The sequence below is a fragment of the Stackebrandtia soli genome, assembly GCF_965137155.1.
In the GTDB taxonomy this organism is placed as follows: domain Bacteria; phylum Actinomycetota; class Actinomycetes; order Mycobacteriales; family Micromonosporaceae; genus Stackebrandtia; species Stackebrandtia soli.
In genome coordinates this window covers 33947-60587 of sequence record NZ_CBCRZX010000012.1, presented here as the reverse complement: position 1 = coordinate 60587, position 26641 = coordinate 33947, and the positions used below count along the sequence as shown (strand labels likewise).

Sequence of the window (26641 nt, the reverse complement as noted above, 5' to 3'; positions counted from 1 at the left end):
TGCCAGCCGGCCGCCGTCAGCGCGTCACGCAACTCCCACCTCGCGTCACCGATCGGGCCGACCCGAAACCGAACGGACGCAGGCAAACCCGCGAGCACACCGTCGTCGACGGCGGTGACGAGCGCGGCCACGGCCCCGTCGAGATCGCTCGGCAGGGGCACCGCGGCGCTCTGGAAATACGGCACCCGCGCGAGGACGGACAGCGGTCCATCGAGTTCGACGGTGAGACCGTCGCCGCGTCGCCGCAGTATCGTCACCCCGTCCAGGTGGCGCAGTTCTTCGGCGAGGTAGTCGACGGCGCCCGGCACCGTTGACAGCGACAACGGGCCCCGCACCGCCCGATCCAGATCCAGCACGCGGTTCACGGTACGGCCCCGCCTTCCGGCCGCCCCGAGGCGACCCGAAAACGCAGCTCAGCGCCGAGCTGATCCCCGGCTTTGCGCTCGGGAGACCCCCGTGTACGATAATCCAGTCTCAACGATCCGGGGCTGTGGCGCAGCTGGTAGCGCACCACACTGGCAGTGTGGGGGTCAGGGGTTCGAGTCCCCTCAGCTCCACCCGAGGTCAAGGGCGGTTTCTCATCACGAGAAACCGCCCTTTTTGTGTTTGTGCAGCAGCAAAGTACAGCAGCTACTCAAGCAGCTCCCCGAGCTTTCTCAGCGCTTCTCGTGTCGACTTCGACGAGACCTCGGTATAGACCTCCATCGTCATCGAGAACTTCGCGTGCCGCAGAATCTGCATCGCCACCCGAGGGTGGACATCGAGATCGGCGAGGATCGAGGCACAGGTACGCCGCGCGTCATGAACCTTGATCCGGCGAACACCAGCCTCTTTTATCCGAGCGTGAAACGACCGGTTGAAGTTACGCGGTTCGACCGGCGTGCCGAGCCTGGTCGTGACAACGAAGCCCGATGCCTGCCAGGCGGTGCCCGCCACCTGTTGCCATTCCGCCTGGCGCGTCATCTGATGTCGAAGCGCGGCAACACAGATGTCCGGCAAAGGAAGCACCGACATCGACTTTGGAGTCTTCGTCTTGCGGTGCAGCAACTCGCCTCGGACCCGTTGAAGCTGCCGTTCGATACGCAGTTCGCCACGGTCGAAATCGACACACGACCACGTGAGCCCCAGGACCTCACCTCGCCGAAGTCCAAGAACAAGCGTCAACACGTAGGCGACGTACGCGGGATCGTTGCCATCACGCGCGGCCTGAAGAAACGCGTTAACCTCCTCAGTGGACCACCATGATCGGGATCCTCGATCAATCGAACCCAACTCCACGGATGCCATCGGATTCGAGCCGGTGACCACGCCCGCCTTCGCCGCTCGGTTCCACAAAGCACTGAACGTGGTTCGTATGCCGTGCAACGTATCCGCCGACGGAACCGCTTCACAGCACGCTTTTGGGATTCGCGCACAGCACTTCCGATCTGCGACCAGCCGACCTTCATCAGTTCCGCGATAACAGCACTGACACGTTGCCGCGATCTTGTTGAACCACGACTGCAACATGAGCGGGCGGAGCGTCGACAGCTTCTTTTGCCCGAGAGTCGGAAAGATGAACAACCGACAGAACCGCTCATGGTTGTCGAACGTGCCCGGAGCACGATACGGCTTGATGATCTCGTTCAACCAGAACGTCCCATACGATGCGACGGTCGGCGCTTTCGACGCCACAGGTCCCGCAGCAGCTTCACCATGCAGCTTGATCCACTTCGCATGGCATGTCGCCCGATCCGGTCCGTAGACGTACTTTCGGGACTCCGTTCCGTCAGGCCGTGTCACCCAGGCGTAGGCCGCCCATCCGAGGTCGCGGCCGTCCTTGGCGGACCCGCGGTGGTAGATCGAGCCCTCCTTGCTGCTGCGCTTGCTCATGCGGCCATCCCGAAGTTGTCGTCGTGCTGGTCGGCGACGACGGAGGCGATGTACTCGTCGATCCACTCGGGAAGGATGCGACGCGAGCCGCCGTCCTTGATCGAGCGGAGGCGTCGCTGTGCGACAAGGCCCTTCGTTTTCGAGAGCGAGTAGCCGAGGGCGGTGGCGGCCTGGCGGACCGTCAGCCAACGCGGACGGATGATCGACGTCGAGGAAGCCGAGGTGTTCATGTCAGTGGTCCTTCCAGGTGCGCCACCGGATCAGGGGTGGTCGGGATGAGGTCGAGGTACACGAGATGGTGGCCGTCGTAGCGGTTGGACGGGAACTCTCGGGTGCGGACGTGACCGGCGTCGCCGATGACCCCGCGCATGAAAGAGGCCAACTCATCGGCGAGTTGGCCTCCCACGGGTTGCAGTACCCGTATCTGATATCGCTCCATATTGATCACTCCTTACTAGATTCTACTTTGGATTCCCTCATGGACTGTTGATGCTTCCGTTGGCGTTCGCCGATCGCAGCGGCCAGCTCATACTCAGCGGTCGAGCGGTGGCCCGTGCCGGTCCAGGCCCATTCGTTGACGATGAGGACGTCGTCATCGGACCGACCGAGCTCGTCCAGGAGATCGGCCAGGCGGTGCAGACGCCGAGCCGTGCGAAGTCGACTGAACGTCACGGAGTAGAGCTTGCTCTTGGTGAGAAAGTGCCCGGGGAAGCCGAGCATGTGGCACCAGCGGCGAGCCTGGCCCCCGGCATCCCAAGCGGCGCGCATCATCGCGCGGTGGTGTGGCGAGATTCCCGGCAGGCAGTCGATGGCCTCACGCGAGCGGACCGGCCGATCGATCCCCGAGTTGGAGGCGCCGGACGACTTGGTGGAGTACTTCGCGATGTACCCGGCGAGGACACCCGCGTCAGTGCCGGTCGTGTCGATGCGGCGGACGTCGAGCTGCTGGCCCCACGTGAGCGCTACTTCCTTGCCCGTGTCCGGTCGATCCGCGGTGACCTCAGTCGACGCGACAGCGGCACGAACGGCTTCCTCCAGGACGTCCGGCGTTGCCCACGACGGTGGGGGAGTATCGGGGCCGTCAGGGCCGTCGATCCGCACGACCGCGTGGAAGTGGATCAGGCCCCTCCTCTGATACTCGCCGACCTTCACATAGGACACTCGGGCGACATCGGCAAAATCCTTCACGCGGATGCCCGCCCGCATGGCGAGTTCTCGGCGGACGCGGATCGTGAACCGATGCCACAAGACGCTCGCGTTGAGCTGCCAGATGACCGCGCCCATGTAGTCATACGTCTCCGGGTCGATGGCCTGCCCGAGCATCGGCGAGTCCAGGGCGTGCCGACGTCGACAGGCACACGGCCGGATACCCCCACCCGGCAAAGTCCCAGCACTATGGACAGCACCGAAGCTGCTGGCCGTCAGCGTGAGGAACAGACGTGGCGTTGACGCATCGATGGTGATGTCTTTCGATTCATCACCCGTGATCCCCGCGCGGACGAGGTGGAACGCGTCCTGCGAGTACCGCTGTGCGCAGGACGGGCAGATCGACGCTCGCCGTGTCCCGCAGGCGGCGAGGATGTGCCCCGATCGGTGGCGAAGCACATTGCCCGAGGTTCGATCGGTCACCGTCGAGGAACCCGACAACCGCACCGGCGAGAGGCAGCCGCCCGTTGCTTCGACTTGCTCCCGCCATGCCCGATACCCAGACGATCGGAGCAGGTCACGCCATTCACGATTCTCGCGTGTCAGCACAGTAGACGCCACAGTAGACTCCAATTTAGTCAGTAAGAAGGGGCGCCACTCGGTGTGCGAATGGCGCCCCTAGGGAAGGAGGAGCAAGGACTACGCGGAAGCGAGGCTCCCGTTCAACTGGTCGAAGACTTGTCCAGCGAGTGACGCCGGAATGCGGCCAGCCGTGGCAACATCGTCCACAGTCGGCGTTTCACCCGAGGCGATCACGTCAACCAGGCGTGCCGCGATCCGGTCTTTGATCGATTCGGGCAGTGCCACCGTCACCGGAGACATGTCCACTGTCACCGGTTTCGCTGGAATAGGAGGCGTGATCGGGTCGGGCATGATCACCGGAGCCGGAGCCGGAGCCGGAGCCGGAGCCGGTTTGACGTCGACCACGGGTGTCGGTACCGAGGTGGCCGGAGTCAGTTTCGGAGCCGTTGATTCCACAGTGTCTTCCATTGTGGTTTCCACTGTGTCCTTGATCGGTTCGGGTAGCTCAATATCGCGTCGTGCCTGGGTGCAGTGCCGCTGGATGACGGGCATGACTTCCGCGAGCAAGAACACCAAGAGTGGGACGACGATGTGTGCGGCGATCATGCCGCTCGACGTGTCCGACCCGACCGACAGGACATTCATGAGCAGCGTCGACCCGAGAAGTAGCCACTTCAGGGTGTTGACCCACCCCGATCGGTGCTCAATGCCGCGAGCCAGCATCTCGGCTTCCCACCGTAGGACGGTGACGAGGATGCCAGCAAACGCCGGTTCGACGAGCCAGCATGCCCACCAGATCGGATCATCGATGGTGGCGTCGCCCGCCATGAACTTCTGGACCCCGGCTGACGTGAACGCCAACCCGAGGCAGAGGAAGAACCACAGCGACCTGGTGACCGATCGGCGAAGCCGTTCGATGTCGACCACCTCCAGAACCGGATTCTGTTCGAGAGCGTGCAGCTGACCGGCGACGTCCAGACGTTTCTCCAGCCGCCGCACCACCCGAGGCGCGGACTCCTGTTCGTCCTTTTTAAACATCCTCGGACACCTCCTCGGTGATCGTGGTGGTGGCACCCAGCTCGGTGTGTGGCCATCCGGCGACCTTCACGAACTCCGCGATGTCGCCGTCGCTGGTGTACGCGGCTCGCACGCGAAGTGGTGTGCGGGAGCGTTCGCGGACGACGAACCCGATCCCGGCCGTATCCGGCAGGTTGGGAATCTGGTCGGCGAGGCCGCCGCGTAGTCGCATGTCCTCGCCGAGCACCATGTCGACGTGCGCCGACGAGGTGGTGCGGAGGATGACCCGTTGGGTGAACAGGTCACGAAGCGGAACGACCTCTTTGGTGGGTTCCTGGACGGCTCCGATGACGGACCCGTTCAGGGCGCGTGCCTGAGTCAGGATCAGACCCAGGATTCGTTGAGTCGCGCGCAGCTCGCGTGGTTCGCCACCATAGGCGAGGACGGCCGCCATCTCATCGATGACGAGGACATCCAGGGGCGTTTCACGCGAGAGCGTCGCGGTTCGTAGGCCCTGGTCGGCCAGGATGCTCTTTCGCTTCTCGATGGCGTCCCAGAACTCCGCGATCAGGAGGCGCGACTGTTCGTCGCCAGCGGCGTAGCGGTACGCGACCGGGGCCGCAGCCTTCAACTCGGTGCCCTTGGGGTCGACCAGCCACAGCCGCGCCAGGCCGTCGCGGATGAGCGGAGCGAGCTGGGTGATCGGACCCCAGACGATCGAGCCCTTGCCGGAGCCGGTCGCACCCGAGATGAACCAGTGCTGCCCACGAAGCGGGGCGCGCCACTCGGTCCCGTACTCGGTCTCGCCGAGGTAGAGGTCCGACACGTCGACCACATCGGACGATGTGGGAACCTCGGGAGGAATGATCATCTGTTGGAACGGTTCGGTGCGTTGCACTCGAAGAGCCACCCGGAGCGGTTCGGTCTCCTCGACGGCGACCCGTTGAACCCGCAGTGCGTGGCCGAGAGCCTCAGCCGCGTCCGTCCACGTGCCGGGCGTCTGGCCCATCAGCATGTCCACATAGATGGTCTCTGTGGACGGTGAGTGGGAGACGATTCGACGCACACGCGGAACCAACTTCTCCTTGGTGTCCGGGTCCAGCTTCGTCAAGTCGAGCATGGTCATGATCTTGGCCCAGTGCTTGCCGCGATACGTCTTTGTCAGCCACCGGCGATGCGCCGACCGCATACGAGGAGCCACCACCGAATCCCACGACCGAGGATGACCCCGGTACCACGTCACCGCTCCCGCCGCGATCCCCGCCGCCACCGATCCCGCCGTCACCGGACCCGCCGCGATGACGCCAGCCAACGCAGCGCCAGGCACCAGGGCGAACCCCGGATGCCGCCCAACCCACTTCATCGCCTTGAACTCTTTCCCCTGCGCACGACCCACGACGGGCCTCCTTCCCAGATTGATATGAGGGGTACGACGAGGGGCCCCGCACCACCGTGATGCGAGACCCCTCAACCGTCGATCGATCTAAAAGGACAGTAGTCCTGTGTGGACTAGTGTCCGTGTTTCTTGCTCCGCCCGCACGTCTTGTTCATCGCGTGCGCGTCCTTGACCTTCTTCTTGGCCTTCGCCGGTTCCCCGGTGAACAGCGTGTTGAACTCGGAGACGAAGGTGGTGATCTTGGTCAGCTTCGCCACCATGTCCTCGTGCTCGCGCCGCAGCGGACCGAACCGGTGCGGGATGTATCCCATGGCGTCTTTGATCCGCTGAAGCGCGTGCGTCATCTCGTCACACGCCTCAAGCGCGGTCAGGTTCACTCCAGTCATTACAGCGTCAGCTCCTTAGCCAGCAGCTCGGCGTCACGCACGAGCAAGCCGTGTGAAAATGAATCGATTCCGTCGCGGCCCGCTTTCCACAAGCCACGCATTTCGTCTTCCGTGGGGGCCGTCCAGATCGAGTCGCCCGCCTCGTCGTCGTACTTCGGCATGAGCGCGTCCAGACCTTCCATGGACCGTTTCACCGCATCCAAGGCCGCCATCAGTTCGAAGAGCTTCCCCTCCGAATACGTGCGGACCGCGCGCTTGACGTTCACATCCACGATGTGTCTCCTTCCTTTTTCTGTCCTCGGTGGACCCCACCCGTCACCGCAGTGCAATGACCGATGGGCTTCACCGACGAGGTGCTATCGACCCGACGTCCACCACGCCTTGCGAACCGAGCGACGCCACAACCGCCACGCCCGATCGATTCGCCGCCACAACGCCCGAACCGCCAAGACGTTGACGACGATCGACGCGATCACCAGCAGCGCTATCCACGCCTCACTACTCACTGTCTCTCCCTAATAGATTCTCTTGTGGATTCCCTTGTGTCCTAAGCGATGATCAGCAGCGACACGGGGAGCATCCAGCCGATATGCCAGGACTGATCGAGCAGGTACGGACCGCAGATGCCACCAGTTCTCACTTGGTAGAAGTCCCTCGACCCGGTGACGCCTGCCAACCACTCGATGAACCACCGTCGATCGGCGAGGAAGTGCGTCGCACCCGAGAGCACCAAGCCAGCCGCGAACCACACCGGTTCGAGATCGAGCCCGAGTCGCCATGCGACGACGGCGACAGCCGCGCCCGAGATCACCGTGTGAATCGAGACGTGCAGGGCGCACCAGGCCCGGCCACACCAGCCCGGTTTGGCCTTGTTCGTCGCCTCCACATGGGTCTGTGCCCAGTGGTCGGCGACCATGTGAGCGATGAACAGGGTTACCGCGACCGCCGCGAACTCGCCCGCCATCACTTGGACTCCTCGTTGTGGTGCTGCTCAACGAAGTAGTTGGCTTCCTCCAACTGCCCCAGGGACTGGCACAGCGCGAACTCTGCATGTCCCAGGTTCCTGTGATGGCCTTGAATCCGCCGTGCCTCGCTCCTCGCCCGCTCAACGGCGTCATGCGCCTCGCCGATCAACGCCTTGAAATGCTGCGTATCTACCATTCGATTGCTCCTTTGTCGAGGTACTTACGGCCGCTCACCGACCAAAGCCAATGAACGACCGATGACACCGCGCCACACAATCGATATTCAGTTGTTGATCCCTACTAGCGTCATTCCTCCTTTCTCATGTCTGCCAGCCGCTCACCCACGTCGAACAGGGGAAACGCCCTGGACTTCACATCCACCCACAGCACGAACGACCACACTCGACATACGTGATCTGCTCGTCGTTTGGGCAGGAAGAACCACTATGTTCACTCGTCATGCGAATGATTCTCAAAAAACAATTCACGAGGGAAGCACCAGCAATTTGGGTCCCACCCACAGATCCCGCAGGACTGTGGACCGCTAGCGCCTCGGACCGGAATCGAACCGGTCGAACCTGCCGAACCAGGCGAGGCCGTCGCTCTATGCGACCTTGATCAGAGCCTCAGCCCGGTAGCTCACACCCGAGATCGTCTTGCCCTTCTCGGTCGTGAAGGAGAACGTCGACATCGTCATCCCCGCCACGCTGACGACGTCGTCTTCCTCGATGTCATCGCACGGAGTCGTCAAGGTGACCTTGATTTCCTCGGAGTCCTTCTTTCCGAAGTCGTCCTTCTCGTTCGCGCGGATGTACAGCACCGCCTCATACAGCGCGATCCCACCCGGACCAGACGCCGGAGTCTCCGACACGACCTTGCCGTTCTCCATCTTTCGCTTCATCTTCAGATCCGGAGCCTCCACCACACGAAGCTTGTAGTGACTCACGTCGATCGGCGCACCCTGCATTGCTTCCTCCTCCTCAGTAAGTTTGCTAGTTTGCTAGCAACCTTGTGTGATTGAGGCTACCAGAGGGCAATGCCGGTCCGCAAGGGGTTTGCTAGCAAACTTCCGAAAATTTCTGTACGATGGCCTTATGCAGCCAAAACACACCCCGGCAGACCCAACAAAGGCGATTCAGATCGCGGACTACTTTCGAAACGAAGTCGCCCAAGGGGTTCTTAAGGCGGGGGATTACTTGCCCCCGCTGGACAAGATCGGCGAAGACTGGGACGTCAACGTCGGCGTCGTCAGGGAGGCCCAGACGATCATGAAGGCCGAGGGCTTGATCTCAACGAGCCGTGGTCGGCCAGCGCAAATCCGCAAAGCTCCCGACCGCATAGTTCGTGACTCGCGGCGGCATCAGGAAGAGAAGGACCGTGTCCACCTTGACCATGAGGAGCGTCGCGTGCGGGGCGCCGCTGAGGTGGACCACGGTCAACAGCTGGACGCTCTCACCTTCGTTGCCCACTATTCCCGCATGGATGACCTCGGCAAGCGAAACGATTTGTTCAAAATGGACGATAAGGGTCAGCTTCTCCGTCGGGAATACGAGCTTCGCGATGATCGGAAGCGGTTGGCCTGGAGTGTTTCGTACATTCCGGTGAGTCTCATCGAGGGCAATCCGGACCTGCTTGATCAGGACCAGGAGCCGTGGCCAGGTGGAACCATGCATCAACTGTCAACGGTCGGAATCGAAGTGGCGGAAGTAATCGACGAAGTTCACGCTCGGATGCCGACCACGATAGAGACTCGTGAGTGGAGTATGGAACCTGGTGTTCCGTTGTTGGTCGTTCGAAGGATCTCGATCGATACTCGGGGTCGTGTTGTAGAGGTATCTGACGCAGATTACCCCGCAGACCGTATTGAGCTGCGGTTTCATACGCCCCTCACCGCATGGAAGGCTGAGTAGTGCTGGTTTCAGTGATTACCCCAACTCATGGTGGTAGCCCATTCATTCGCGAGACCTACCGGTCGCTTGTGGATCAGTCGATGCCGGACGGTTGGAGCTGGGAGTGGTTGCTCCAGGAGGATGGTTCAGAGCCGTCCTTGGACGGGTCTACATTTGCCGATCCACGTGTTCGGTACGAGGCGAACGGAACTCGCCTCGGCGTTGCGATGACACGCAATATGGCGCTGTCTCGGGCACGAGGGCAGTTTGTCCAGGTACTCGATCACGATGATCTGCTGCTGGCTGACGCGTTGAACAGGCACATCGATGCTCTTAGTGATGCTCGTATCGGCTGGGCTATCGGCCAGGCAGATGACCTACTGCCAGACGGGACCCGTGAATCGTTCGCTCCCTTGATTCCACTTGGTTTGGTTTCGAAGGGTGCCGTGATCGACTACGCCGTCGCGAATGGCGGGAACTTCCCACTTCATTGTGCAAACCTGTTCGCTCGTACTCCGCTCATTCGTGCACTCGGAGGATGGGCAGCGAGCCCAGCAGATGAAGATCTCGTCCTCGCGGCGGCTTTGTCCGAGCTTGCCTCGGGCTGGCATGGAGCCGACGTAACTTGGCTATACCGTCAGCACGCCAGTCAGATCACCCGAGATCCACGTACGACGAAGTGGAGTGAGCTATCTCGACGGATTGCCCTTCAACGCGCGGATGCCGTTCGGCAGACAGGGTTGGTGTTTGGCAATTCGTCGACCGATGCAGAAGGTGGTCTGCGGATCGAAATTGGTCCAGCTGAGAAGCGGCCAAGCTAACGCGTTTGGTCAGCGCCGGATGATGGCAGCGGCGTACGTGTTCAGACTTTCTTTACTTGTTCAAGGCGGCCGCCTGGCGGCGGCCGCTGGTGGCTTTGGGCGTCGGCTTGCGCGTGCGGCGCAAGCGCCGTTCGCGCCGCCGCCCAGCCACGCGGGAACCGGATCATGAGAAGGGGCCCAACCAGGGCGGTCGATGAGCGCGCGGCCAGCGAACACGGCGGGCAACGTCGGCGCCCCCTGTTCCCACATCCCAGGTAGGAGCTGCTCTACCGAGGCTCTGTGCCTGCTCTCGCATGTTGGCTGAGTCGGTGCACCACGTTCGGCTGGCGTCGTTGCTTGCCTGGCTGTGGCCCGGCCCCAAGACCTGGATTCATCGTGGGCGTCTGTCTTGAGTTCATCGAGGGCCAGCAGACGTTGAAGGTCAAGAGCGCCTCCGGCGGGAACCTCCGCTCCGAGATGAGTGGGTGCGCCGGTTCGGTCCGGGTGGGTGGTCAGGGGTCTGTCATCTCTCTGCGGTGTGCTCGGTCCAAGGACTATCGGACTGAACCTCCCCCTGCAAGGACCCGTGCGAGAGTGCGAGTCTCGTTGTCAGGTTGCAGGGGGAGAACCAGCCCGATCCACAGGGTGCGAGCCCACCGCGACGAGATGACAGACTGGCCAGAGTTACGCTTGCAGCGAGCCCAAACCGGTGTGAAGTCTCCGCCGAGTGTTCTGGCCATTGTGGACTACCGTTACAGCACGAAAGTACAGCAACCACCTTGTCCACGGCTGTACTTCATCGATCAGCATGATCGCTGTGACCTCGGCATTGACCTTCTTTGGACCATGCGCCCCGTTCTGGCAGTGTGGGGGTCAGGGGTTCGAGTCCCCTCAGCTCCACCCGGGAAAGAGCGGTTGGCCTGCATTAGGCCAACCGCTCTTTCGTCTACTGTGCCGCTCAATCGGCGCGCCGGCCACTCGCCAGCGGGATTCGGCATCGGGCACCATCAAAACGCTGGCCCGCAGGACCATCCGGCGATGCCCACCACCTGGATGGACTGTCGTGACGGTGGTTCGTTCCGTCGGCGACGGCGCGATTTCGTGTGGCGCTGTTCGGGAGAAGATGCCGACTCCGAGGCGGGACGGCGGACGACTCTTCGAGTTGATCGGAGGCGTCTATTCCTATGTGGGGTATTGCCGGCTCGTCCCCGTCCCTCGGTGCTGCGATGTTCGTGGTCCGGTGGGTGGTTCGCGCGCAGGACGGCGTGGGGGTGGTCGACTTCGTGGGCGACGAGGCGTGCGACGGCTATGCAAGTGGCCGATGTCGGGTTGGTTGTGCATTGTGCGGAAGGCGTCCTGCGCAAGCCTTAGTCTTGTAGCGTTCGTATGACTCAACGTGATGGGATCTGTCGCTGTCAGGCGCGCGGAACCGCCGTAACTACGCCCGGGGAGGGGCCGGATGACGACGACATCCATGCAATCGATTCGAACGAGAAGCGTGTTGGACCGGCCCTGCTCGTGCGGGTTGCTCGACGTGGTCGACACGATTCTCGACAAGGGCCTCGTGATCGACGTGTTCCTACGGGTCTCACTGGTCGGCATCGAAGTGCTGACCATCGACGCCCGCATAGTCGTGGCCAGCGTCGACACCTACCTCAGGTTCGCCGAGGCGGTCAATCGGGTCTATCTCTCGGACGTCTCCGAGCCCAAGAGGTTGAGCGAGCTGGCCGGAGACTTCGCCGAGGGCGGGGCCAAGAAGTCGACGAAGGGCGTGCTGGAAGCCGCCGGAGACAAGGTCAAGGAAGTCTTCCATCGTGGCGACTCCGATGACGACGATGATGATGAGAAGTCCAAGAAGAGCGGTGGCGGCCGTGCCCGAAGTAAGTTACGTATACGGAATCGTGTCCGCGGGGGCGCGATTGGCGGCCGACACGCGGGGAGTGGGGGAGCCGGCCGCCGAGGTGCGGCTGATCCGGCACGAGAACGTGGCGGCTCTGGTCAGTTCGATGGACGCGGACCGCCCGCTCGGCCTGCCGGACGACCTTCGCGCCCACTTCACGGTCCTCAATGAAACCGCCGAGCGGATGGCGGTTCTGCCACTGCGGTTCGGCGCGGTGATGGCGGATTCCGAGACCGTCGTCGACGAACTGCTGGCTCCTCACCACGACGACTTCGTCGCGTCGCTTGACGAACTCGACGGATACGAGCAATACCTGGTGAAGGGTCGCTATCCCGAGGACCGTGCGCTCCAGGAGGTGTTGGAGAACAATCCCGAGGCATCCCGGTTGTGCGCAGAGATCAACGACCTGGGTCCCGACGCCAGTCACGATCAGCGCGTCGCGCTCGGGGAACTCGTTCACGCCTGCTTGGAAACCCTGCGCGACAGCGACACTCAAGTGCTTCTGGAAACCCTTGGGGCCTGGACTGCGGCCGTCGAGCTGCGGGACGCGGCAAGCGAGCAGGACGCCTTCCAGGTCGCGGTCCTGGTGACTCCCGACAACGCCGAGAAGCTCGAACACGCCGTCAGCGGTCTTGCGCGGGAGTGGCGGGATCGCTTGGCTGTGCGGCTCATCGGCCCGATGGCCCCGTACGACTTCGTCATCGCTCCGGACGCGTGAGGTGTCCCATGTGGTTCATACCGGGTGTGGCGATGATGCCTGTCAAAGGGCTCGTATGGCTCGCCGAGATAGTGCGAGATCAGGTCGACCAAGAGCATGAGAACCAGTCGCACTCCGCCAGGCGACTGCTTGACGAGATCGAGGCCGCGCGAGCCGCCGGCGAGATCTCCGATGAGGAGGCACGGCGAAGGGAGCCGGAGATCCTCGCGCAAATCACGGGCTTGCCGACCGCGGGGGAAGCGGCCCGACACACGTCCAATGCCGACAGTGGGTGATTGAAATGGCCAGGTCCAGGAAACGATCCGAAGACGACGACAACGGCAACGAGGAACAGGAATCTCAGGAGGAGGAATACGAGGACGAGGACGAAGAGGAGTCCGAAGAGTCCGAATCCGAAGAGGAGTCCGAGGAGAAGCCGAGCAAACGGTCGAAGAAGCACACCGGCGGCAAGTCCTCCTCATCGCGAAAGCGGCACAAGCGGACCTCCGCGGATGGCGATTTGAACGCGAACAAGGCCGCCGCATGCGCCATGGAACAACTCGCGGAACTCACCTGTCACGAGGCTCTCAGCGCGACCGCGGTGGAACCCACCGAGGACGGCTGGAACGTGGAGGTCGAGGTACTGGAGGAGAGGCGGATTCCCTCCACTGCGGACCTCCTGTCGCTGTACTCGGTCGTGCTCGACGAACAGGGCGACCTGCTCTCGTATCGGCGCGTCAAGCGCTACGCCCGTAACCGCAGCGACGGAAGCGGGGGATGCTGAGTGAGCTACGCGAAGCTCTCCTCCGCCTCGAGCAACGCGATCGCGCACGGTGGTTCCACGAATCTCGCCGACATCCTTGAACGGGTCCTCGACCAAGGCTTGGTGATCGCGGGCGACATCCGGGTGAACCTGCTCGACATCGAGCTTCTGACCATCAAACTCCGTCTGGTGGTCGCCTCCTTGGAAACCGCGCGGCAGGTGGGCATCAACTGGTGGGAGACCGATCCCTGGTTCAACGGCGACGCCGCGACCTTGGAATCAGAGAACGCGAAACTGCGTAAGCGTGTGCGCGAACTGGAGTGCGAATCCGACGAGAACGGATCGCACAAGGAAGACTCTGAAGAGAGCGAATCCCGGGAGCGTGCATAGTGGTACGAGCTGACGAGGGGGTCTGGCTGTACGCGGTGACCCGCGAAGTCCCGGCACCATGGCTCGCCGACCTCACCGGCGTGGACGGTGAACAGATTCGCGTGGTCGTCTCGACCGGATTGATGGCAATCGTCGGCACCGTCGATCTGGCCGATTTCGGCGAGCAGGTGCTGCCCGCACGTCTTGAGGACATCGATGTTCTGGCCGCACTCGCGCGGGATCACGACGGGGTGATCGAGGCCGCGGTGCACCGTGTCACGACGGCCCCGATGCGCTTGGCCACCATGTACTTCGACGACGCGCGAGTGGGTCAGATGCTCAAGGACCACCACGACGACCTCGACCGGACCCTGCGCCTGATCGACGGTTGCGAGGAATGGGGAGTGAAGGGCTTCGCCCCGACGGTGACGACCCCGGCGCAACGCGAACCGGAGACGTCAGCCTCGCGCGATGCCCCAGGTGGTGGCGCGGCCTATCTGCGCCGTCGAAGGAATCAGCTGATGGCGCGAGACGAGTCCGAGAACATGGCCTACCGGCGGGCCGAACTGGTCCACGACTCCTTGGTTCGACTATCGAAGTTGGAACGGCGACATCCGCCGCAGGACCCCAAATTGACCGGGGTCGATACGGCGATGGTCCTCAATGGCGCATACCTGGTGCCTCGGGAACGGGCGGCGACGTTCGCTGAAACGGTTGCGGTTCTGGGTCGGCAAGCAGGCGGACTACGTCTGGAACTCACCGGCCCATGGCCGGCGTACTCGTTCACGGGGCTTCGGGAGACCACGACATGACCGAGCTGATACCTCCGCCACGTTGTCAGGTCCCAGAGCAACGCCCGGTGGCCTTGGTCGATTTGCTGGACCGCGTTCTGGCCGGTGGGGTCGTCATCGCGGGCGAGGTGACATTGTCCCTGGCCGGAGTCGACATGGTACGGATCTCGCTTCGGGCGCTCGTGGCCTCGGCGGGAGCGTTGGAGTACGGTGCCCAACGACGGGAGATCACGTCATGACCGTGCCCCAGAAGCGGATGACGATTCCCGACCGACTCAACACCGATCCCGACAACGTCGAACGCGGCCTCGTGGGCCTGGTACTCACCATTGTGGAGCTTTTGCGTCAGTTGATGGAACGGCAGGCGATCCGCCGCATGGACGACGGAGTGCTCACCGAGGAACAGATCGAACGGGTTGGCACGACCCTGATGGCACTGGAGGACAACATGGCGAAGCTGAGAGAGCACTTCGGGCTGGAGCCGGAGGAGCTCAACCTCGACCTCGGTCCACTGGGGCCCCTCCTGTCTCACAAGTGACACCGCGGCGAACGGCCGGGTATCTCTAAGCGATCGTTGTCCTCCACGCGCTTCCTTCGGCCTGCGACTCGGACTGAACAGGGTTGTCGGTCCGGGTGTGGCCACCTCGTGAAATCTGTTCTGGACACACTGCGTCTTGCTGCGGACGGACGAGGCGTTTCGATGACGTGGCCAAAGGCGAGGCGTCGACGGGTCATTCAATGCTGGTCGTCGTTCCTATGTTGATCAGGTGTCGGGTGTTGTGGAGTCTTGAATCCGGTCTCCTGCTGGTTGGTCGCTCGAGCGGGCGCAGTGCGCGCAGCAATAGAACCGGCCCGACACCTCGGCTCCGTGGCCGATGATCTTGCAGCCGCAGTGCGCGCAGGTGGGCGCCAGTTCATGGATGGCGCACTCGAACGAATCGAAGGTGTACGTCTCGCCATCTGGCGCGCGAACTTGGAACGCCAGGGCATAGGTGTTACCGCATACGGAACATGGCGCGTTCATGATGAACCTCCCGACTCATGCTGGTCGTGTGCTTGCTCAGGTAGTACCCGGAATCCGTGGCGGTTACTCCTGTGTCGATGACGATGGAGCCGGCCGCCGCAATGGGAGTTCTCATTCAGTCGTCGGAACAGTGGAGGGGCTCATGACCGAGTCGCGACGTCCGCCGCAGGAGCCGGACTGCCGGGACATACCGAGCGGATGCGGCCAGAACTACGCCGCGACCAAGGGTGCCGTCCATGTCTGGACGTACTCGATGGCCAGGCCCTGATGGATCGCGGCATCAGGGTGAACCGCGTCGCTCCAAGTCCAGTGTGGATTTTACTCGGTCCGGCCATGTTCCCCACCGAGAAAGTGGAAGAGTTCGGAACACAGGCGCCGATGGGTCGAGAGGCGCAACCCGACGAGATCGCGCCCAGCACGTTCTTTCGGGCCTGTCCTTGAACTGCTTGTTGCCTTGTAACTGAACGTGTTGGAGAATTCGGCGGTCGTGGTCACTCCTGGATTCATCGGCTTGGCCTCAGCGTCGAAACTCGGTTCGTCTGCCCAGGTGTTGGGTAAACTGGCGAGGGGGTTATCGCAAGCCATGGAATTCGTACTCTGGGTCATCGCGGTTGTACTGGTCATTTCGGGCATCGTGTCGATAGTGCGCGGCAGTCTGCTGTGGGGCATCGTCCTGATCGTCATCGGACTGCTCGTCGGCCCCGGCGGTGTCAGCGTCTTCACGTAGCCGCGCGTTCGATTCATCCCGCACGTCTAGGGATCCGATGCCGTAGGACGACTTCGCGGCATGAGTCTTCACCGATGAGAGGGTTGAACATGCCGCCCGCCGGGTATTACACGCGTGACGCCGTTCTAGGGAGGGATCGACAGTGCCGCAGGAAGCATGGGGTAAGAAGCGAGAGCGTCAGTACCAGCACATCAAGAAGAGCCAAATGGACCAAGGCAGGTCGGAAGACCGCGCTGAGGAGATAGCCGCCCGCACCGTCAACAAGGAACGGGCGCGTGCCGGAGAATCCCAAACCGCCAGCAAGACTTCGACCAAGGACATCTCCTCGGGGCGCCGCGGCGGTAAGCGGTCACATTCAGGGCCGCGGGGTCGCACCAAGGACCAGTTGTACGCCGAGGCCAAGAAGAAGAACATCTCGGGCCGCTCCAAGATGAACAAAGCGCAACTGGAGAAGGCAGTTGGGCGGGGCTGACGACGCCGGCCGACGGCCAGTTGCGTTGCCACGGCTACGACTGGCAGCGTGAATCCGGTCGGCGCTGTTCGCCCGACGGCGATACCACAGTCCTTAGTGCTCGCGGCAAGTCGACCACACCGCGGCAAAACTGGTCGGGGTGGCTCCTCAGTCGGTGGGGATCGACCGACCGACGCCTCAACACGGGATCACCTCGGCCGGAGACGTGACCTTGTCACGCTCCCCGGCCTAGGTGTGGGTTCCTTGCCGCTCATGCCATCCCAGCGCTACTGGATCGTCTTGATCGGACCTTGCCAGCTGACCGTGGCATCGCAGAGGACGAAGCCCATGGCGTCGTTGATCGCGATCATGTGGTCGTTCTCATCGGCGTTCGTCGTGTCGATGTACTTCAGATCTGGCTCCGCCAGGCGGGACTCGCGCAGATTCGCCAGCTTGACGATCGTCCCCAATCGCCTGCCGCGGTGCTCGGGCGCCACCACGGTGGTCTGTTGGATCGCGTGCGATCGCGGCCGCTGCGGCACTATCAGCGCGGTGTAGGCGGCGAGCCGTCCCGTCGGGCGGTGTCGAGCCGCCGCGTAGTACTGGGTGCGCTTGCGTTTGGCGGCCATCTCCTCAAGCCCGCGCCACCGCGCCACGTCGAACTCGGCCGCCTCCCATTCGAGGTCTCCGGTCGGTACGTCCGAATGGAGGCGACTCTCCAGATAGGCCAGATCCGCGACGAGTGAGTCGTCGGCGCGATCGCGCCACGTCACCACCTCGAATTCGGCGGCCCTCGTCCAGGCTCGGGCCGCGAGTTCGTTCAGCGACGCGGAATCGACGGTCGTCACGTCGAGCCGACGTCGAATCTCCACAAGGGCACGAGTGAGGCCCACGCTCTCGCAGAACGCCGCACCGGCGATCGGATGCCCCACAATGCCGCCAGGCACCGACTCGTACGTCGGGAAGGTGACGGCGTGCCGGTCCAAGTCCCGGGCACGAGCCCCCAACCGGCGGTACAGGGCCGTGGCGACGCCCCGACGCCGGAACTCCGGGTGGACCCACCCGATGGAATGGACGTGGGCGCGGTTCTCCCGCTCCGGCAGCACCATGTCGAAGTAGCCGACGAGGGTGCCCTCCGCGTCGCGCGCTCCCCAATGTTCCACGGAGGTTCCGGGCTGCGAGGAGAGCATCGACGCGCGCAGCGCCTCCTGTCCGAGTGTCGGCTGATCGGCGCGATCATGACTCATGTGTGCGAGGTACAACCGATACTGCTCGGCCATCACCGAGTCGACACCGAGGTCAAGGGCTTCAATACGCATCGACGCAGTATGCGTTCCCGCCCGAACCGGGACAACGGTATTTTCGCCGCTGTTCGCGCCAGGCGATGAGAGGCGCGGACGCTGGACTGCGCTGCCACCGGGATCGGCCCCTCCGCGCTCCGGGCGGGGTCGCCTTGGGGTGACGGTCGGTTCGGCGATGGCGGTTCGCATGATCCGGGTGTCGAGTCGACGATCGTGTCGAACCGACCAACGGCCTCAAGAGAACGCTGCGAACCCGGTCTCCATCGATAATGGACTAATCTGGGATTCGGGCCGGGCGTGCGCCAATCGACTAGCGGTGCCGTCCGGTCGTAGCGAATGGAACCATTGGGGCCCTTCAGTTAGCAGCAGGACGGCTCCGCCGCGTAGTTATCTATTTAGGATGAACGGAGTCGCTTCCCGGTGGCTCGGCAGAAGGCCAGTCGCGGGGGAATCGGACGTCCAGCGCGCTCGCCGCGACCGCCGTGTGTTCGGCGGTGGCGTGGAGGCGTCGGTCGCGCTCGACGATCGCTCCGCTGCGGAGCATGCCGTCGACGAGTTCCGTGGCGAGCTTCTCGGGTGTCAGGCCCAACAGCCGCGCCGCGTCGGTCAGCCACGTTCGCGCGTGCAGGTACGCGTCCACCTCGGCGATGGGAATACCGTCGCGGATCATGAGGGCGAAGGCGAAGATCCGGCGAGCGCCGTACCAGACGGCACCGCCAGGGTCGTCGACCAAGCGTTGGGCGCGTCGCAGCGCGTGGGCGATGGCGGCGCCGGTGTCGGCGGGGATCGGGCCGTGCGACGGGAGCAGCACCCTTGGCGCGAGGTCCGCGAGGCGCTGGATCGAGTTCAGTGCGGTCGTGGTGGCCTCGGGGCCGTCGAGCACGAGGTTGACCCAGCCGACGTCGTAGTCGGAGAGGGCGTCGCCGACGACCAGCAGCCGCTCCTCCGGTTGCCACAGCGCCACATGGCCGACGGTGTGACCAGGTGTGGCGATGACCTCCCAATCGGTGTCGCCGAGCCGGAGCATTTGCCCATCATGGAGTGATTCGTCGACTGTGTACGGCGCGACCGGCTGGTCGAGGAACTCCGCCGAACAGCAACCCGGGTCGCGTCGTCGGATCGCCTCGGCGTCGGGTGCACTGGCGGCGACGCGCGCGCCCGACGCCTGCAGCAAGGCGTTCCCCCCGACATGGTCCGAATGCCAGTGGGTGTTCACGACCAGGTCGAGGCGTCCGGTCCGGGCCTGAACCCAGGAGCGTGTCTCCTCCGCGTGGCCGACGAAGCCGCTGTCCACGAGCGCCGGCGCACGCCCGGGCAGGAGGAGCAGGTTGGCGTCGGGAAACGGCCTGTGCTGCCAGATCGCCCAGGTGGGAAGCAGTTCGGTCGGGTTGTTCACTGTTCCGCTCTCTCGTTCACTCGAATCAGGGTCTGCTGTCCGGTGGCCACAAGGGTTCGCTCGTCGTCGCGGACTCCGTGTACCTCGAGTCGGCGCACGGTCAGCGTCCGTCCGGCCTTCACGACGGTTCCGATCGCCTCGATGTGATCGCCCTGCGCGGGTGCTAGGAGGTTGATCTTGTACTCAACGGTCAGCACGGCCGTGTTCTCCGGGAACAGGGTGAAGGCCGCGTAGCCACCCGCGCTGTCGGCGATGGCGCTGGTGGCTCCCGCGTGGATGTAGCCGTGTTGCTGGGTGACTTCCGGGCGGCTCGGCAGTTCGACGTGAACGCGCGCCCCGACTCGATCCGGGTGATGCGGGCACCGAGATGACGCATCATGCCCTGGTTGTCGAAACTGGCGCGGACGCGTTCCCGTACTTCGGGACTGGCCGGCGCCGCCTGAGTTTCCATGTCTTTCCCATCAGATGTCGAGTCGGGTGAGGACGGTTATCCGGCGAGGTGCCCGGTCACGAGGAACCCGCCGATGGCGATCATCATGGCACCACTGACGCGAGTGACCACACGAGCGGCGTTCGGGCGGGCGCGGAGCACGCGATCCGCCGACGGACGACGTGGGCCGGGCCATCGCTCGCCGGCTGTCCGGCATCCGACTTCGACGGTCGTGCCGGAGTGGTTCGTTCGGCGACTGTTGACAGTGGGCCTCTTCGCGTCCGTTTCGCCCGTTGGGATCGAGGACGATGAGCTGTCGGCCGATCAGTTCCACCTCGCTCGCGCGGATCTCGCCGCCTTCACGTCCGTGTTCGAAGGAGTGCGACGTGCGTTGCGGCAGTGGGGGTGTGGTTCGAGGCCGCCGCTCCGGAAGGCGTGCGGCGGCCCCGAAGTCCAATGTGCTTTTACGTCGATCGGCGTCGGCCGTAGGTGAGGCGACGCAGCAGGGTCTCAGCTGGACCGCGATAACCGTTGCGGTGCATCAGGTAGGCGATCACCACCGAACTCAACCAGATCGCGACGGCGCAGGCCGCCGAGACGTAGGTCGGATGGTCGACTGTCGTTCCGAGCGCCAGCGTGTACGGCGAGGCCAGGACCAACCAGGCGATCGACTGGAGGATGTAACCGCTCAGTGAGCGCTGGCCCAGTGCCGTCAGCGCGGTGACGATCGTGCTGGGCGTGGAACGGTGCGAACGCCTCGACAGGCGGAGTGCGACCAGTCCGAAGACGCAGACGTAGCCGATGCCGCCGAAGAAACCGGAGGTCTGGTACAGCAGCTTGATCAGGTCGCCGGTGCCTTCGTCCACGTGGAGGAAGCCCGCAGCTTGCAGGCCCATCGGGAGGCCGCCCGCGATGCCGACGACGAAACCGAGGATGGCGCCGAGCCGCAGTGCCCGGCGGTGTTTCGCGGGTTCTTCCAGGACGCGGTGCCGCGCGGCCCACGCACCGAACCAGACGACGAGGATGAACGACAGGAACGTCAGCGTTCCCAACGGCCATTCGCCCAGCCGGATCAGTATCGAGTCGAGGTAGTCGGCGCCGGTGGCGGTCATGAACGGGACGGTCGAGACGGTCGCGTCGCCGTCTCCGGAGCCCATGATGCCGACGGTCACCAGGACTGCCAGCACCGCGAGGTACACCGCGCCGAAGACGACGTACGCCACCGCGACACGGTGCACCTTGTCTCCGCGACGGAGTAGGACGAGGGTGAAGATGATGCCGAGGATGCCGTAGGCGCCGAGGATGTCGCCGGAGAAGAGCAGGATGCCGTGCAGGGCGCCGAATACGAACAGCCAGGCGTTGCGGCGCAACAGGATCGATCGGGTGACGCGTGGGTCTTCACCGATCGTGTCCTGGCGGCGAGCGAGCTGGATCAGGCCGTAGCCGAACATCAGCGCGAACAGCGGCAGGCCCCGCGCGTGGACGAAGGTGAACAGGAAGATGTTGTAGAGGCGTTCGAGGCCATGGGGTGTGGTGTCGACGCCGGGGGCGTTGTCGAAGAAGACCGACGGCGCGTGCGCGAGGGCGATGATCAGCAGCATCGCGCCGCGTGCCAGGTCGGGAGCGAGGGCGCGGTCGGCGCGACGCACGGGGCCGGGGACCGCGCCGGGAGGGCGAGTCTGGAGTGGGGTGGTCATGTATGTCCCTGCAATGAAGGCGATCGGATTAAGTATCTTGAAGATACTATCTGAGGGATACTAATTGCTGTGGGATGATCTTCCTCATCGGGTGGCAGTACGAGGCGGAAGGTGGGCCCGCGATGAACGACGAGAAGGTTCCGGCCGAACTGGACCGGCTGTGGCGGCTGTCCGCCGAGTCCCGGCTCGGTCGACCCGCGAAGCTCGACGTCGACCGTGTCGTTCGTGCCGCGATCGAGCTGGCCGACCGCGACGGCCTGTCGGGGGCGACCCTGCCGAAGATCGCCGAGGCTCTCGGCGTCACCAAGATGTCGCTGTATCGGCATACGGGATCGAAGGACGAGCTGCTGGACCTGATGGCGGATCTCGCCGTCGGGCCCGCCCCGCTGTCGTCCGCCGTGGCCGGTGAGTGGCGGACGGGCCTGACGGACTGGTCGCTCGCCCAGGCCGAGGTGTTCCGGCGGCACACCTGGCTGGCGCGACTGCCGATCAGCGGGCCCCCGAAGGGGCCGAACCAGATCAGTTGGCTGGACGCGGCGCTTCGGGTGTTGAGGGACACCGGCCTCGGTTGGCTGGCCAAGTTGGCCGTCGTCGGCCTGCTCGGCGGTTATGTCCGCAGCGCGTCCCAGCAGGCCAATGACATGGCCGAAGGTCGACGGGGCACTGGTCTCGACCAGGACCAGGCGGAGCGGGAGTACGGTCGGGCGCTGGCGAAGCTGGTCGACGTCGAGCGCTTTCCCGAGGCGGCCAAGCTCTTCGGAGCCGAGATCTTCGAGACGCCGGTCGCCGAACCGGAACCGTCCGATAGGGACTTTCGTTTCGGTCTGGACCTCATCCTCGACGGCGTTGCGACCGCGATCGATCGGCGGAACCCGGACTGACTCCGGCGCCGGTCCTCAGGCTCCGCTCGCTTCGTCCACTTTCTTCAGTCGTTGACCGGGTCGGCGTGGGACCGTCCACTCCCGAGGCATCGTTGACGTCAGTCATCGGCGGCGCGATACAGGCCGGAACGGTGGGCGATGACGGCCAGCTCGGTGCGGTCCCGTGCGCCGAGCTTGGCGAGGATGCGGCTCACGTACGTTCGCGCCGTCGCGGGGCTGATGAACAGGACCGCCGCGATGTCGCTGTTGGTGTCGCCGTGGCCGATGCGCACGAGGACCGCGAGTTCGCGCTCCGTCAACTCCGCCAGGCGGGGATCCGGTGTGGGCGGTGGTGGCGCGTGCGCGACATGCTCCATGACACGGCGAGCGATCTCCGGCGACAACAGATTGCCGCCGGCCGCGACGGTGTGGACGGCGCGGCGCAACTCGTCCGAGGGAGTGTCCTTCAGGAGGTACCCCGCCGCCCCTAGTCGGACGGCCTCCAGGATGTCGGCGTCATCGTCGAAAGTGGTCAGTATCAGGACGCGGACCCCGGCGAGGTTCGGATCGGCCCTGATCGATCGGGTGGCCTCGATGCCGTCCATGTCGGGCATGCGAATGTCCATGAGGACGACGTCCGGACGAAGCCTGCGCGCCAAGGTGACCGCCTCGCCCCCGGTGCGCGCCTCGTCGGCGACGTGGATGCCGGGATCGTTCGACAGCAGCGCGCGCAGACCCGTTCGCACGAGCTCCTGGTCGTCCACTATGAGGACATTGATCACGGTTCGTCTCCCAACGGCAGGATCGCCCGGACGGCGAAACCGTCCCGTCCGGGCCCGATCTCGAGCGTGCCACCGACCGCCGCCGCCCGTTCCCGCATGCCCGTCACGCCGTGGCCCGGAGTGAACGCGGCACCGGTCGACGACCGTCCATCATCGATGATGCTCAGTCGCAAGGTCTCGTCGTCGGCCACCGCCTCGACGTGGACCCGGGTGGCGGTCGAATGCTTGACGAGATTGGTGATGGACTCCTGGACGATTCGGAACGCGGCCGTGTCCACGGTGGGCGGCAGTCGACGTGCCAGGCGAATGTCGGACGTGACCTCGATCCCCGACCGAGACGCCGCCCGGAACGTCGCGTCGACGTTGTCCAACGAACTGACCGTCCGCGTCCCGTCGGTCGGAGTCCGCAGTAGACCCACGGTGCGACGAAGGTCGGCCATCGTCGTGGCCGTGGCGTTCTTGATGACGATCAGGGCGCCCACCGCCGCCGCGTCGTCTCGGCCGACGGCCTCCCGGGCGACGTCCGCGTGCAACGAGATCACCGACGTCGCGTGCCCGACCGAATCGTGCAGGTCCCGGGCGATCGCGACACGTTCGGCCTGGACCGCCGTCTCCGCGTCGCGCCGAAGCCGCTCGGCGGTGAGGGCGATCACCCGCCGGGCGCTCGTGGTGGCCAGGCGCCGGGAGCGGACACTGTCTCCGAGAGCGATCGCCGCCGCCATGAGCAGCGCGTGCCCGGCGAGCTCGTAGCCGACGACCAGCGAGAAGTCGTCGCCCTCCGCCAAACGGAAGAACACGCTCGTCGCGAGAACGAACACCGCCATGCCGACCGTCCATGCGAGCCGACCGAACTCCGCCGCCGAGTACAGGGCCGCCGCGACCGGCACCGCCACCCCGATCGCGGGATAACCGGCCGCGTAGTACGCGAACAGGCCGAGGACGGTGACCGTCAAGACGATCAGGGGGTATCGGCGCCGCGCCGACATCAACGCGCCCAGCCCGACCGCCCACAGGTAGGCGACGGCGTCGGGATCGTTGTCACCGCCGTAGTTCGCGCTGATGACGAACGCGACGGTTGCGGTCACGGCGGCGCCGAACACGGCGTCGACCACCCACGGAGGGAGGGACCTCCGCTTTCCGTCACCGCTCGATCGGGCGTTCATTCGACCAGACTAGGGCGGGCCGCCGCAGGTCGCAGTCGACGCGAAGCGCGAGTCCATGTCGCCTTTCGACGTACGAGACGCGCGATCGGCGACGGATGCCAGCCGACCGTCGTCGTTCATACCGTGGTCGTCATGGAACCTTCGAACACGGAGCTCAGCACCCTCGACGCGCGTCGAGCCCGCTTTCCCGGCCTCCCGTGGGCGGTCGTGATCGGGCTGGCGATGTTGGCGATCCCGCGCGTCGTCCTGCACGATCTCGGTCTCATCGAGGAGGGCACCGGCACCAATGCCGTGCTCGTCTTCGTGCCGCCGGCGGTGTGGGTCGCCGTCGCGCTCTGGCGACGAGTCCCCAAGCCGTTCGTCACCCTCCTCGTCATCGGGGCGCTCTCCGGGGTGTTCCTGACGGTTGGACACCAGTTGCTGTGGGACGTCGGCTTCGGTGACGACCCGCCCCGACTGGGTGGAAATCTGACCGACCTCGACCCGGCCGCGCAGGCCGCCATCATCCGGTTCTTCGCCGCCGTCTCCAGCCTGTTCACCGGCGTCATCATCGGCGCGGTCACGGGCCTCATCGCCTGGGGCTTGAGCAAGATCACCCGACGAACCGCCGCCGACACCTGACTCCCCTCCCTACCCCACTCCGCTTGGTTGGTCAAACGTCTCGCTTGGTTGGGCAAATTGCGAAAACACGCCTGTTTCGAACATTTGCCCAACCAAGCGGAACTTTTGCCCAACCAAGCGGAACTTTTGCCCAACCAAGCGGGGTAGGTGGGGGAGAGGACCCGCGATCGATAATGGCTGGTCTCGGCCGGGGCCACGTGTTTAACTGGCGCGTTTTCTGAGGGAGGGTTACGGGCCATGGTGATGAGATTGCTTCGGTTGGCGCGTGGTTGGTCCACGCCTCGCCGCGGCTACTACGTGCTGGCGGCGGGGTGGGACTTCTTCCACGCCATGGCCTTCACCCTCGCCCTCGTCTATCAACTCCAGGTCGCGGGCCTGACGCCGTTCCAGCTCATCGTCGTCGGCACCGTCATGGAGCTGACCTGCTTCCTGGCGGAGGTTCCGACGGGCGTCGTCGCGGACCTGTACTCCCGCAAACTGTCCATCATCATCGGATTCGTCCTCATCGGAGCCGGGATCGTCGTTCAGGGCGCGGTGCCCGCGTTCTGGTGGATTCTCGCGGCCCAGGTCGTGTGGGGGATCGGCTTCGCGTTCACGTCCGGCGCGGTCGAGGCGTGGATCACCGACGAGGCCGGCCCGGAACACGTCCTGCCGTTGTTCACGCGTGGCACCCAGATCGGCTTGGTCTTCACCTTTGTCGGGACCCTGGCGGCGGGCGCCCTCGGCATCGTCTCGCTGCGGTTGCCGCTGCTGGTCGCGGGCGTCGGCTTCGCGGCGCTCGCCGTGGTTCTGGCGGTGATCATGGAAGAACGCAATTTCACGCCCGTACGGCCGGAACGGCGGGAGTCCTTCGCGCACATGCGCGCTTCGTTCACGGCGGGGCTCGCTCAGGCGAGACGTCGACCGGTCGTCCGTTCGTTTCTGTTGATCAGCCTGCTGTCGGGGTTGTCCAGCGAGGCGTTCGATCGCTTGTGGACGGCGAGGATTCTGGAGGACTTCGCCCTCCCGTCGGCCTTCGGCGCCGCGTCGGCGGTCTGGTTCACGGTGTTCGCGCTCATCGGTCACCTCGTCGCCTTGGTCGCGAGCGTCGTGACGCAGCGGCTCAGCCCCGTGGCGGTGAACGCCGCGCACCCTGGGGCACTGCTCGCGGTACTGGTAATCGTGCAGGCCGGGGGCATCGCAGGGTTGGCGTTGTCCGGGAACCTGTGGTTCGCCGTCGGTGCCGTGTGGATCCGGGACGCCGCGCGGGTCGTCTCCGAACCGATCCAAGCGGCGTGGCTCAACCGTTCCGTCGACTCCGGGACGCGTGCCACGGTCCTGTCCATCAACAGTCAGTTCAACGGGATCGGCCAGATCGCGGGCGGACCGCCGCTCGGCGCCTTGGCCGGGCGGACGTCCATTCCGGTGGCGCTGCTCGTGTCCGCGGGCCTCCTGGTTCCGGCGGCGCTGGTGTTCGCGCGGCTTCGCGGCGGCCGGGCCGGTCCGGGACTCCGATAGCGTTCGACGGTTCGTTCGCGCAGGCCGATGGGCCGAGCGGTGAACTCGGCCCAAGGGGTGATCACACCATTATGGATGAATATACGTCCTCTTCGGATTGATCAGGGTTGTCGTGTGGA

General features: G+C 64.5%; 32 protein-coding genes, 1 tRNA gene and 3 pseudogenes. 17 read left to right on the top strand and 19 right to left on the bottom strand.

What is annotated here, in order from left to right; genetic code table 11:
* The first annotated feature begins 484 nt into the window (after positions 1–484).
* Positions 485–557 (top strand) — tRNA-Ala (locus ACM9NP_RS09930).
* Between the two features lie 73 nt (positions 558–630).
* On the opposite strand, the gene ACM9NP_RS09925 is transcribed toward ACM9NP_RS09930, so the two are convergent.
* The 12 genes from ACM9NP_RS09925 to ACM9NP_RS09870 form a co-directional block, all read right to left on the bottom strand.
* Positions 631–1872, bottom strand: coding sequence for a tyrosine-type recombinase/integrase (locus ACM9NP_RS09925; RefSeq protein WP_415646344.1), 1242 nt, complete (start codon positions 1870–1872; stop codon positions 631–633).
* The gene (locus ACM9NP_RS09920; RefSeq protein ID WP_415646343.1) at positions 1869–2102 is read right to left on the bottom strand and encodes a helix-turn-helix domain-containing protein; all 234 of its coding nucleotides are present in this window, start codon (positions 2100–2102) and stop codon (positions 1869–1871) included. The genes ACM9NP_RS09925 and ACM9NP_RS09920 overlap by 4 nt, the downstream gene beginning before the upstream one ends.
* Positions 2099–2311: a hypothetical protein gene (locus ACM9NP_RS09915; RefSeq protein WP_415646342.1), complete on the bottom strand. Its 213-nt coding sequence runs from the start codon at positions 2309–2311 to the stop codon at positions 2099–2101. Before ACM9NP_RS09915 ends, ACM9NP_RS09920 begins: the two co-directional genes overlap by 4 nt.
* A 5-nt stretch (positions 2312–2316) precedes the next feature.
* The gene (locus tag ACM9NP_RS09910) at positions 2317–3627 is read right to left on the bottom strand and encodes a replication initiator (protein WP_415646381.1); all 1311 of its coding nucleotides are present in this window, start codon (positions 3625–3627) and stop codon (positions 2317–2319) included.
* 90 nt (positions 3628–3717) lie between these two features.
* Positions 3718–4638 (bottom strand): hypothetical protein, encoded by a 921-nt coding sequence (locus ACM9NP_RS09905; protein WP_415646341.1) that lies wholly within the window; start codon positions 4636–4638, stop codon positions 3718–3720.
* The gene (locus tag ACM9NP_RS09900) at positions 4631–5980 is read right to left on the bottom strand and encodes an ATP-binding protein (protein ID WP_415646380.1); all 1350 of its coding nucleotides are present in this window, start codon (positions 5978–5980) and stop codon (positions 4631–4633) included. Before ACM9NP_RS09900 ends, ACM9NP_RS09905 begins: the two co-directional genes overlap by 8 nt.
* A 146-nt stretch (positions 5981–6126) precedes the next feature.
* On the bottom strand, positions 6127–6399 hold the full coding sequence (locus ACM9NP_RS09895) for a hypothetical protein (RefSeq protein ID WP_415646340.1): 273 nt from the start codon (positions 6397–6399) through the stop codon (positions 6127–6129).
* The gene (locus ACM9NP_RS09890; protein WP_415646339.1) at positions 6399–6671 is read right to left on the bottom strand and encodes a hypothetical protein; all 273 of its coding nucleotides are present in this window, start codon (positions 6669–6671) and stop codon (positions 6399–6401) included. Before ACM9NP_RS09890 ends, ACM9NP_RS09895 begins: the two co-directional genes overlap by 1 nt.
* Before the next feature lie 84 nt (positions 6672–6755).
* Entirely contained in the window at positions 6756–6905 is a 150-nt protein-coding gene (locus ACM9NP_RS09885; protein ID WP_415646338.1) for a hypothetical protein, read from the bottom strand.
* Between the two features lie 41 nt (positions 6906–6946).
* The gene (locus ACM9NP_RS09880) at positions 6947–7363 is read right to left on the bottom strand and encodes a DUF3307 domain-containing protein (RefSeq protein ID WP_415646337.1); all 417 of its coding nucleotides are present in this window, start codon (positions 7361–7363) and stop codon (positions 6947–6949) included.
* Positions 7363–7560, bottom strand: a complete 198-nt coding sequence (locus tag ACM9NP_RS09875; protein ID WP_415646336.1) for a hypothetical protein — start codon at positions 7558–7560, stop codon at positions 7363–7365. The genes ACM9NP_RS09880 and ACM9NP_RS09875 overlap by 1 nt, the downstream gene beginning before the upstream one ends.
* Positions 7561–7968: 408 nt before the next feature.
* On the bottom strand, positions 7969–8331 hold the full coding sequence (locus ACM9NP_RS09870; RefSeq protein WP_415646335.1) for a hypothetical protein: 363 nt from the start codon (positions 8329–8331) through the stop codon (positions 7969–7971).
* 127 nt (positions 8332–8458) lie between these two features.
* Here ACM9NP_RS09870 and ACM9NP_RS09865 point away from each other — a divergent pair, with 127 nt between their 5' ends.
* The 10 genes and pseudogenes from ACM9NP_RS09865 (at position 8459) to ACM9NP_RS09820 (ending at position 15111) form a co-directional block, all read left to right on the top strand.
* A complete protein-coding gene (locus tag ACM9NP_RS09865; protein WP_415646334.1) occupies positions 8459–9274 on the top strand; it encodes a GntR family transcriptional regulator in 816 nt (271 codons plus the stop codon).
* The gene (locus ACM9NP_RS09860) at positions 9274–10074 is read left to right on the top strand and encodes a glycosyltransferase family 2 protein (RefSeq protein ID WP_415646333.1); all 801 of its coding nucleotides are present in this window, start codon (positions 9274–9276) and stop codon (positions 10072–10074) included. Before ACM9NP_RS09865 ends, ACM9NP_RS09860 begins: the two co-directional genes overlap by 1 nt.
* A gap of 1438 nt (positions 10075–11512) precedes the next feature.
* Positions 11513–11917: pseudogene (gene gvpJ / locus ACM9NP_RS09855) on the top strand (gas vesicle protein GvpJ); the annotation flags it as partial.
* A 7-nt stretch (positions 11918–11924) separates the two neighbouring features.
* A complete protein-coding gene (locus tag ACM9NP_RS09850; RefSeq protein WP_415646332.1) occupies positions 11925–12671 on the top strand; it encodes a GvpL/GvpF family gas vesicle protein in 747 nt (248 codons plus the stop codon).
* Positions 12672–12703: 32 nt separating this feature from the next.
* The gene (locus ACM9NP_RS09845; RefSeq protein ID WP_415646331.1) at positions 12704–12946 is read left to right on the top strand and encodes a gas vesicle protein GvpG; all 243 of its coding nucleotides are present in this window, start codon (positions 12704–12706) and stop codon (positions 12944–12946) included.
* A 5-nt stretch (positions 12947–12951) separates the two neighbouring features.
* Positions 12952–13434 (top strand): gas vesicle protein GvpO, encoded by a 483-nt coding sequence (locus tag ACM9NP_RS09840; RefSeq protein WP_415646330.1) that lies wholly within the window; start codon positions 12952–12954, stop codon positions 13432–13434.
* The gene (locus tag ACM9NP_RS09835; protein ID WP_415646329.1) at positions 13435–13803 is read left to right on the top strand and encodes a gas vesicle protein; all 369 of its coding nucleotides are present in this window, start codon (positions 13435–13437) and stop codon (positions 13801–13803) included. It abuts the gene before it with no gap.
* A complete protein-coding gene (locus ACM9NP_RS09830; protein ID WP_415646328.1) occupies positions 13803–14594 on the top strand; it encodes a GvpL/GvpF family gas vesicle protein in 792 nt (263 codons plus the stop codon). Before ACM9NP_RS09835 ends, ACM9NP_RS09830 begins: the two co-directional genes overlap by 1 nt.
* Positions 14591–14812: a gas vesicle protein gene (locus ACM9NP_RS09825; RefSeq protein WP_415646327.1), complete on the top strand. Its 222-nt coding sequence runs from the start codon at positions 14591–14593 to the stop codon at positions 14810–14812. The genes ACM9NP_RS09830 and ACM9NP_RS09825 overlap by 4 nt, the downstream gene beginning before the upstream one ends.
* Positions 14809–15111 (top strand): gas vesicle protein K, encoded by a 303-nt coding sequence (locus tag ACM9NP_RS09820; RefSeq protein WP_415646326.1) that lies wholly within the window; start codon positions 14809–14811, stop codon positions 15109–15111. Before ACM9NP_RS09825 ends, ACM9NP_RS09820 begins: the two co-directional genes overlap by 4 nt.
* 225 nt (positions 15112–15336) lie before the next feature.
* Here the strand turns inward: ACM9NP_RS09820 and ACM9NP_RS09815 are convergent, their stop codons facing one another.
* Positions 15337–15597, bottom strand: coding sequence for a Prokaryotic metallothionein (locus ACM9NP_RS09815; protein ID WP_415646325.1), 261 nt, complete (start codon positions 15595–15597; stop codon positions 15337–15339).
* Positions 15598–15805: 208 nt separating this feature from the next.
* Between ACM9NP_RS09815 and ACM9NP_RS09810 the strand changes: the two are divergent.
* The 3 genes and pseudogenes from ACM9NP_RS09810 to ACM9NP_RS09800 form a co-directional block, all read left to right on the top strand.
* A pseudogene (locus ACM9NP_RS09810) lies at positions 15806–16029 on the top strand (SDR family oxidoreductase); the annotation flags it as partial.
* A 151-nt stretch (positions 16030–16180) separates the two neighbouring features.
* Positions 16181–16324, top strand: coding sequence for a GPGG-motif small membrane protein (locus ACM9NP_RS09805; RefSeq protein WP_415646324.1), 144 nt, complete (start codon positions 16181–16183; stop codon positions 16322–16324).
* Between the two features lie 142 nt (positions 16325–16466).
* Positions 16467–16796: a plasmid stabilization protein gene (locus ACM9NP_RS09800; protein WP_415646323.1), complete on the top strand. Its 330-nt coding sequence runs from the start codon at positions 16467–16469 to the stop codon at positions 16794–16796.
* Between the two features lie 266 nt (positions 16797–17062).
* Here the strand turns inward: ACM9NP_RS09800 and ACM9NP_RS09795 are convergent, their stop codons facing one another.
* From ACM9NP_RS09795 to ACM9NP_RS09780, 4 genes and pseudogenes are all read right to left on the bottom strand, one after another.
* Positions 17063–18094, bottom strand: coding sequence for a GNAT family N-acetyltransferase (locus ACM9NP_RS09795; RefSeq protein WP_415646322.1), 1032 nt, complete (start codon positions 18092–18094; stop codon positions 17063–17065).
* Between the two features lie 373 nt (positions 18095–18467).
* A complete protein-coding gene (locus ACM9NP_RS09790; protein ID WP_415646321.1) occupies positions 18468–19472 on the bottom strand; it encodes an MBL fold metallo-hydrolase in 1005 nt (334 codons plus the stop codon).
* Positions 19469–19923: pseudogene (locus ACM9NP_RS09785) on the bottom strand (PaaI family thioesterase). The gene ACM9NP_RS09790 and the pseudogene ACM9NP_RS09785 overlap by 4 nt, the downstream one beginning before the upstream one ends.
* Before the next feature lie 443 nt (positions 19924–20366).
* The gene (locus ACM9NP_RS09780) at positions 20367–21599 is read right to left on the bottom strand and encodes a DUF418 domain-containing protein (protein ID WP_415646320.1); all 1233 of its coding nucleotides are present in this window, start codon (positions 21597–21599) and stop codon (positions 20367–20369) included.
* A 122-nt stretch (positions 21600–21721) separates the two neighbouring features.
* Here ACM9NP_RS09780 and ACM9NP_RS09775 point away from each other — a divergent pair, with 122 nt between their 5' ends.
* Positions 21722–22480: a TetR/AcrR family transcriptional regulator gene (locus tag ACM9NP_RS09775; protein WP_415646319.1), complete on the top strand. Its 759-nt coding sequence runs from the start codon at positions 21722–21724 to the stop codon at positions 22478–22480.
* A gap of 98 nt (positions 22481–22578) precedes the next feature.
* Here ACM9NP_RS09775 and ACM9NP_RS09770 read toward each other — a convergent pair whose 3' ends face one another.
* Positions 22579–23241: a response regulator gene (locus tag ACM9NP_RS09770; protein ID WP_415646318.1), complete on the bottom strand. Its 663-nt coding sequence runs from the start codon at positions 23239–23241 to the stop codon at positions 22579–22581.
* Positions 23238–24404, bottom strand: a complete 1167-nt coding sequence (locus ACM9NP_RS09765) for a sensor histidine kinase (RefSeq protein WP_415646317.1) — start codon at positions 24402–24404, stop codon at positions 23238–23240. Before ACM9NP_RS09765 ends, ACM9NP_RS09770 begins: the two co-directional genes overlap by 4 nt.
* Before the next feature lie 132 nt (positions 24405–24536).
* Between ACM9NP_RS09765 and ACM9NP_RS09760 the strand changes: the two genes are divergently transcribed.
* Both ACM9NP_RS09760 and ACM9NP_RS09755 read left to right on the top strand, forming a co-directional pair.
* Positions 24537–25025, top strand: coding sequence for a hypothetical protein (locus ACM9NP_RS09760; protein WP_415646316.1), 489 nt, complete (start codon positions 24537–24539; stop codon positions 25023–25025).
* 237 nt (positions 25026–25262) lie between these two features.
* Positions 25263–26522 carry an MFS transporter gene (locus tag ACM9NP_RS09755; protein WP_415646315.1) on the top strand — a complete coding sequence of 420 codons (1260 nt, stop codon included), beginning with the start codon at positions 25263–25265 and terminating at the stop codon, positions 26520–26522.
* Positions 26523–26641: the final 119 nt, after the last annotated feature.

Bases quoted from the DNA above. Each gene is read 5' to 3' on its own strand.
- ACM9NP_RS09925 (WP_415646344.1), bottom strand. From the start codon at position 1,872: ATGAGCAAGCGCAGCAGCAAGGAGGGCTCGATCTACCACCGCGGGTCC.
- ACM9NP_RS09920 (WP_415646343.1), bottom strand. From the start codon at position 2,102: ATGAACACCTCGGCTTCCTCGACGTCGATCATCCGTCCGCGTTGGCTG.
- ACM9NP_RS09915 (WP_415646342.1), bottom strand. From the start codon at position 2,311: ATGGAGCGATATCAGATACGGGTACTGCAACCCGTGGGAGGCCAACTC.
- ACM9NP_RS09905 (WP_415646341.1), bottom strand. From the start codon at position 4,638: ATGTTTAAAAAGGACGAACAGGAGTCCGCGCCTCGGGTGGTGCGGCGG.
- ACM9NP_RS09900 (WP_415646380.1), bottom strand. From the start codon at position 5,980: ATGAAGTGGGTTGGGCGGCATCCGGGGTTCGCCCTGGTGCCTGGCGCT.
- ACM9NP_RS09895 (WP_415646340.1), bottom strand. From the start codon at position 6,399: ATGACTGGAGTGAACCTGACCGCGCTTGAGGCGTGTGACGAGATGACG.
- ACM9NP_RS09880 (WP_415646337.1), bottom strand. From the start codon at position 7,363: ATGGCGGGCGAGTTCGCGGCGGTCGCGGTAACCCTGTTCATCGCTCAC.
- ACM9NP_RS09875 (WP_415646336.1), bottom strand. From the start codon at position 7,560: ATGGTAGATACGCAGCATTTCAAGGCGTTGATCGGCGAGGCGCATGAC.
- ACM9NP_RS09870 (WP_415646335.1), bottom strand. From the start codon at position 8,331: ATGCAGGGTGCGCCGATCGACGTGAGTCACTACAAGCTTCGTGTGGTG.
- ACM9NP_RS09865 (WP_415646334.1), top strand. From the start codon at position 8,459: ATGCAGCCAAAACACACCCCGGCAGACCCAACAAAGGCGATTCAGATC.
- ACM9NP_RS09845 (WP_415646331.1), top strand. From the start codon at position 12,704: ATGATGCCTGTCAAAGGGCTCGTATGGCTCGCCGAGATAGTGCGAGAT.
- ACM9NP_RS09840 (WP_415646330.1), top strand. From the start codon at position 12,952: ATGGCCAGGTCCAGGAAACGATCCGAAGACGACGACAACGGCAACGAG.
- ACM9NP_RS09825 (WP_415646327.1), top strand. From the start codon at position 14,591: ATGACCGAGCTGATACCTCCGCCACGTTGTCAGGTCCCAGAGCAACGC.
- ACM9NP_RS09820 (WP_415646326.1), top strand. From the start codon at position 14,809: ATGACCGTGCCCCAGAAGCGGATGACGATTCCCGACCGACTCAACACC.
- ACM9NP_RS09815 (WP_415646325.1), bottom strand. From the start codon at position 15,597: ATGAACGCGCCATGTTCCGTATGCGGTAACACCTATGCCCTGGCGTTC.
- ACM9NP_RS09805 (WP_415646324.1), top strand. From the start codon at position 16,181: ATGGAATTCGTACTCTGGGTCATCGCGGTTGTACTGGTCATTTCGGGC.
- ACM9NP_RS09795 (WP_415646322.1), bottom strand. From the start codon at position 18,094: ATGCGTATTGAAGCCCTTGACCTCGGTGTCGACTCGGTGATGGCCGAG.
- ACM9NP_RS09780 (WP_415646320.1), bottom strand. From the start codon at position 21,599: ATGACCACCCCACTCCAGACTCGCCCTCCCGGCGCGGTCCCCGGCCCC.
- ACM9NP_RS09775 (WP_415646319.1), top strand. From the start codon at position 21,722: ATGAACGACGAGAAGGTTCCGGCCGAACTGGACCGGCTGTGGCGGCTG.
- ACM9NP_RS09765 (WP_415646317.1), bottom strand. From the start codon at position 24,404: ATGAACGCCCGATCGAGCGGTGACGGAAAGCGGAGGTCCCTCCCTCCG.
- ACM9NP_RS09760 (WP_415646316.1), top strand. From the start codon at position 24,537: ATGGAACCTTCGAACACGGAGCTCAGCACCCTCGACGCGCGTCGAGCC.
- ACM9NP_RS09755 (WP_415646315.1), top strand. From the start codon at position 25,263: ATGGTGATGAGATTGCTTCGGTTGGCGCGTGGTTGGTCCACGCCTCGC.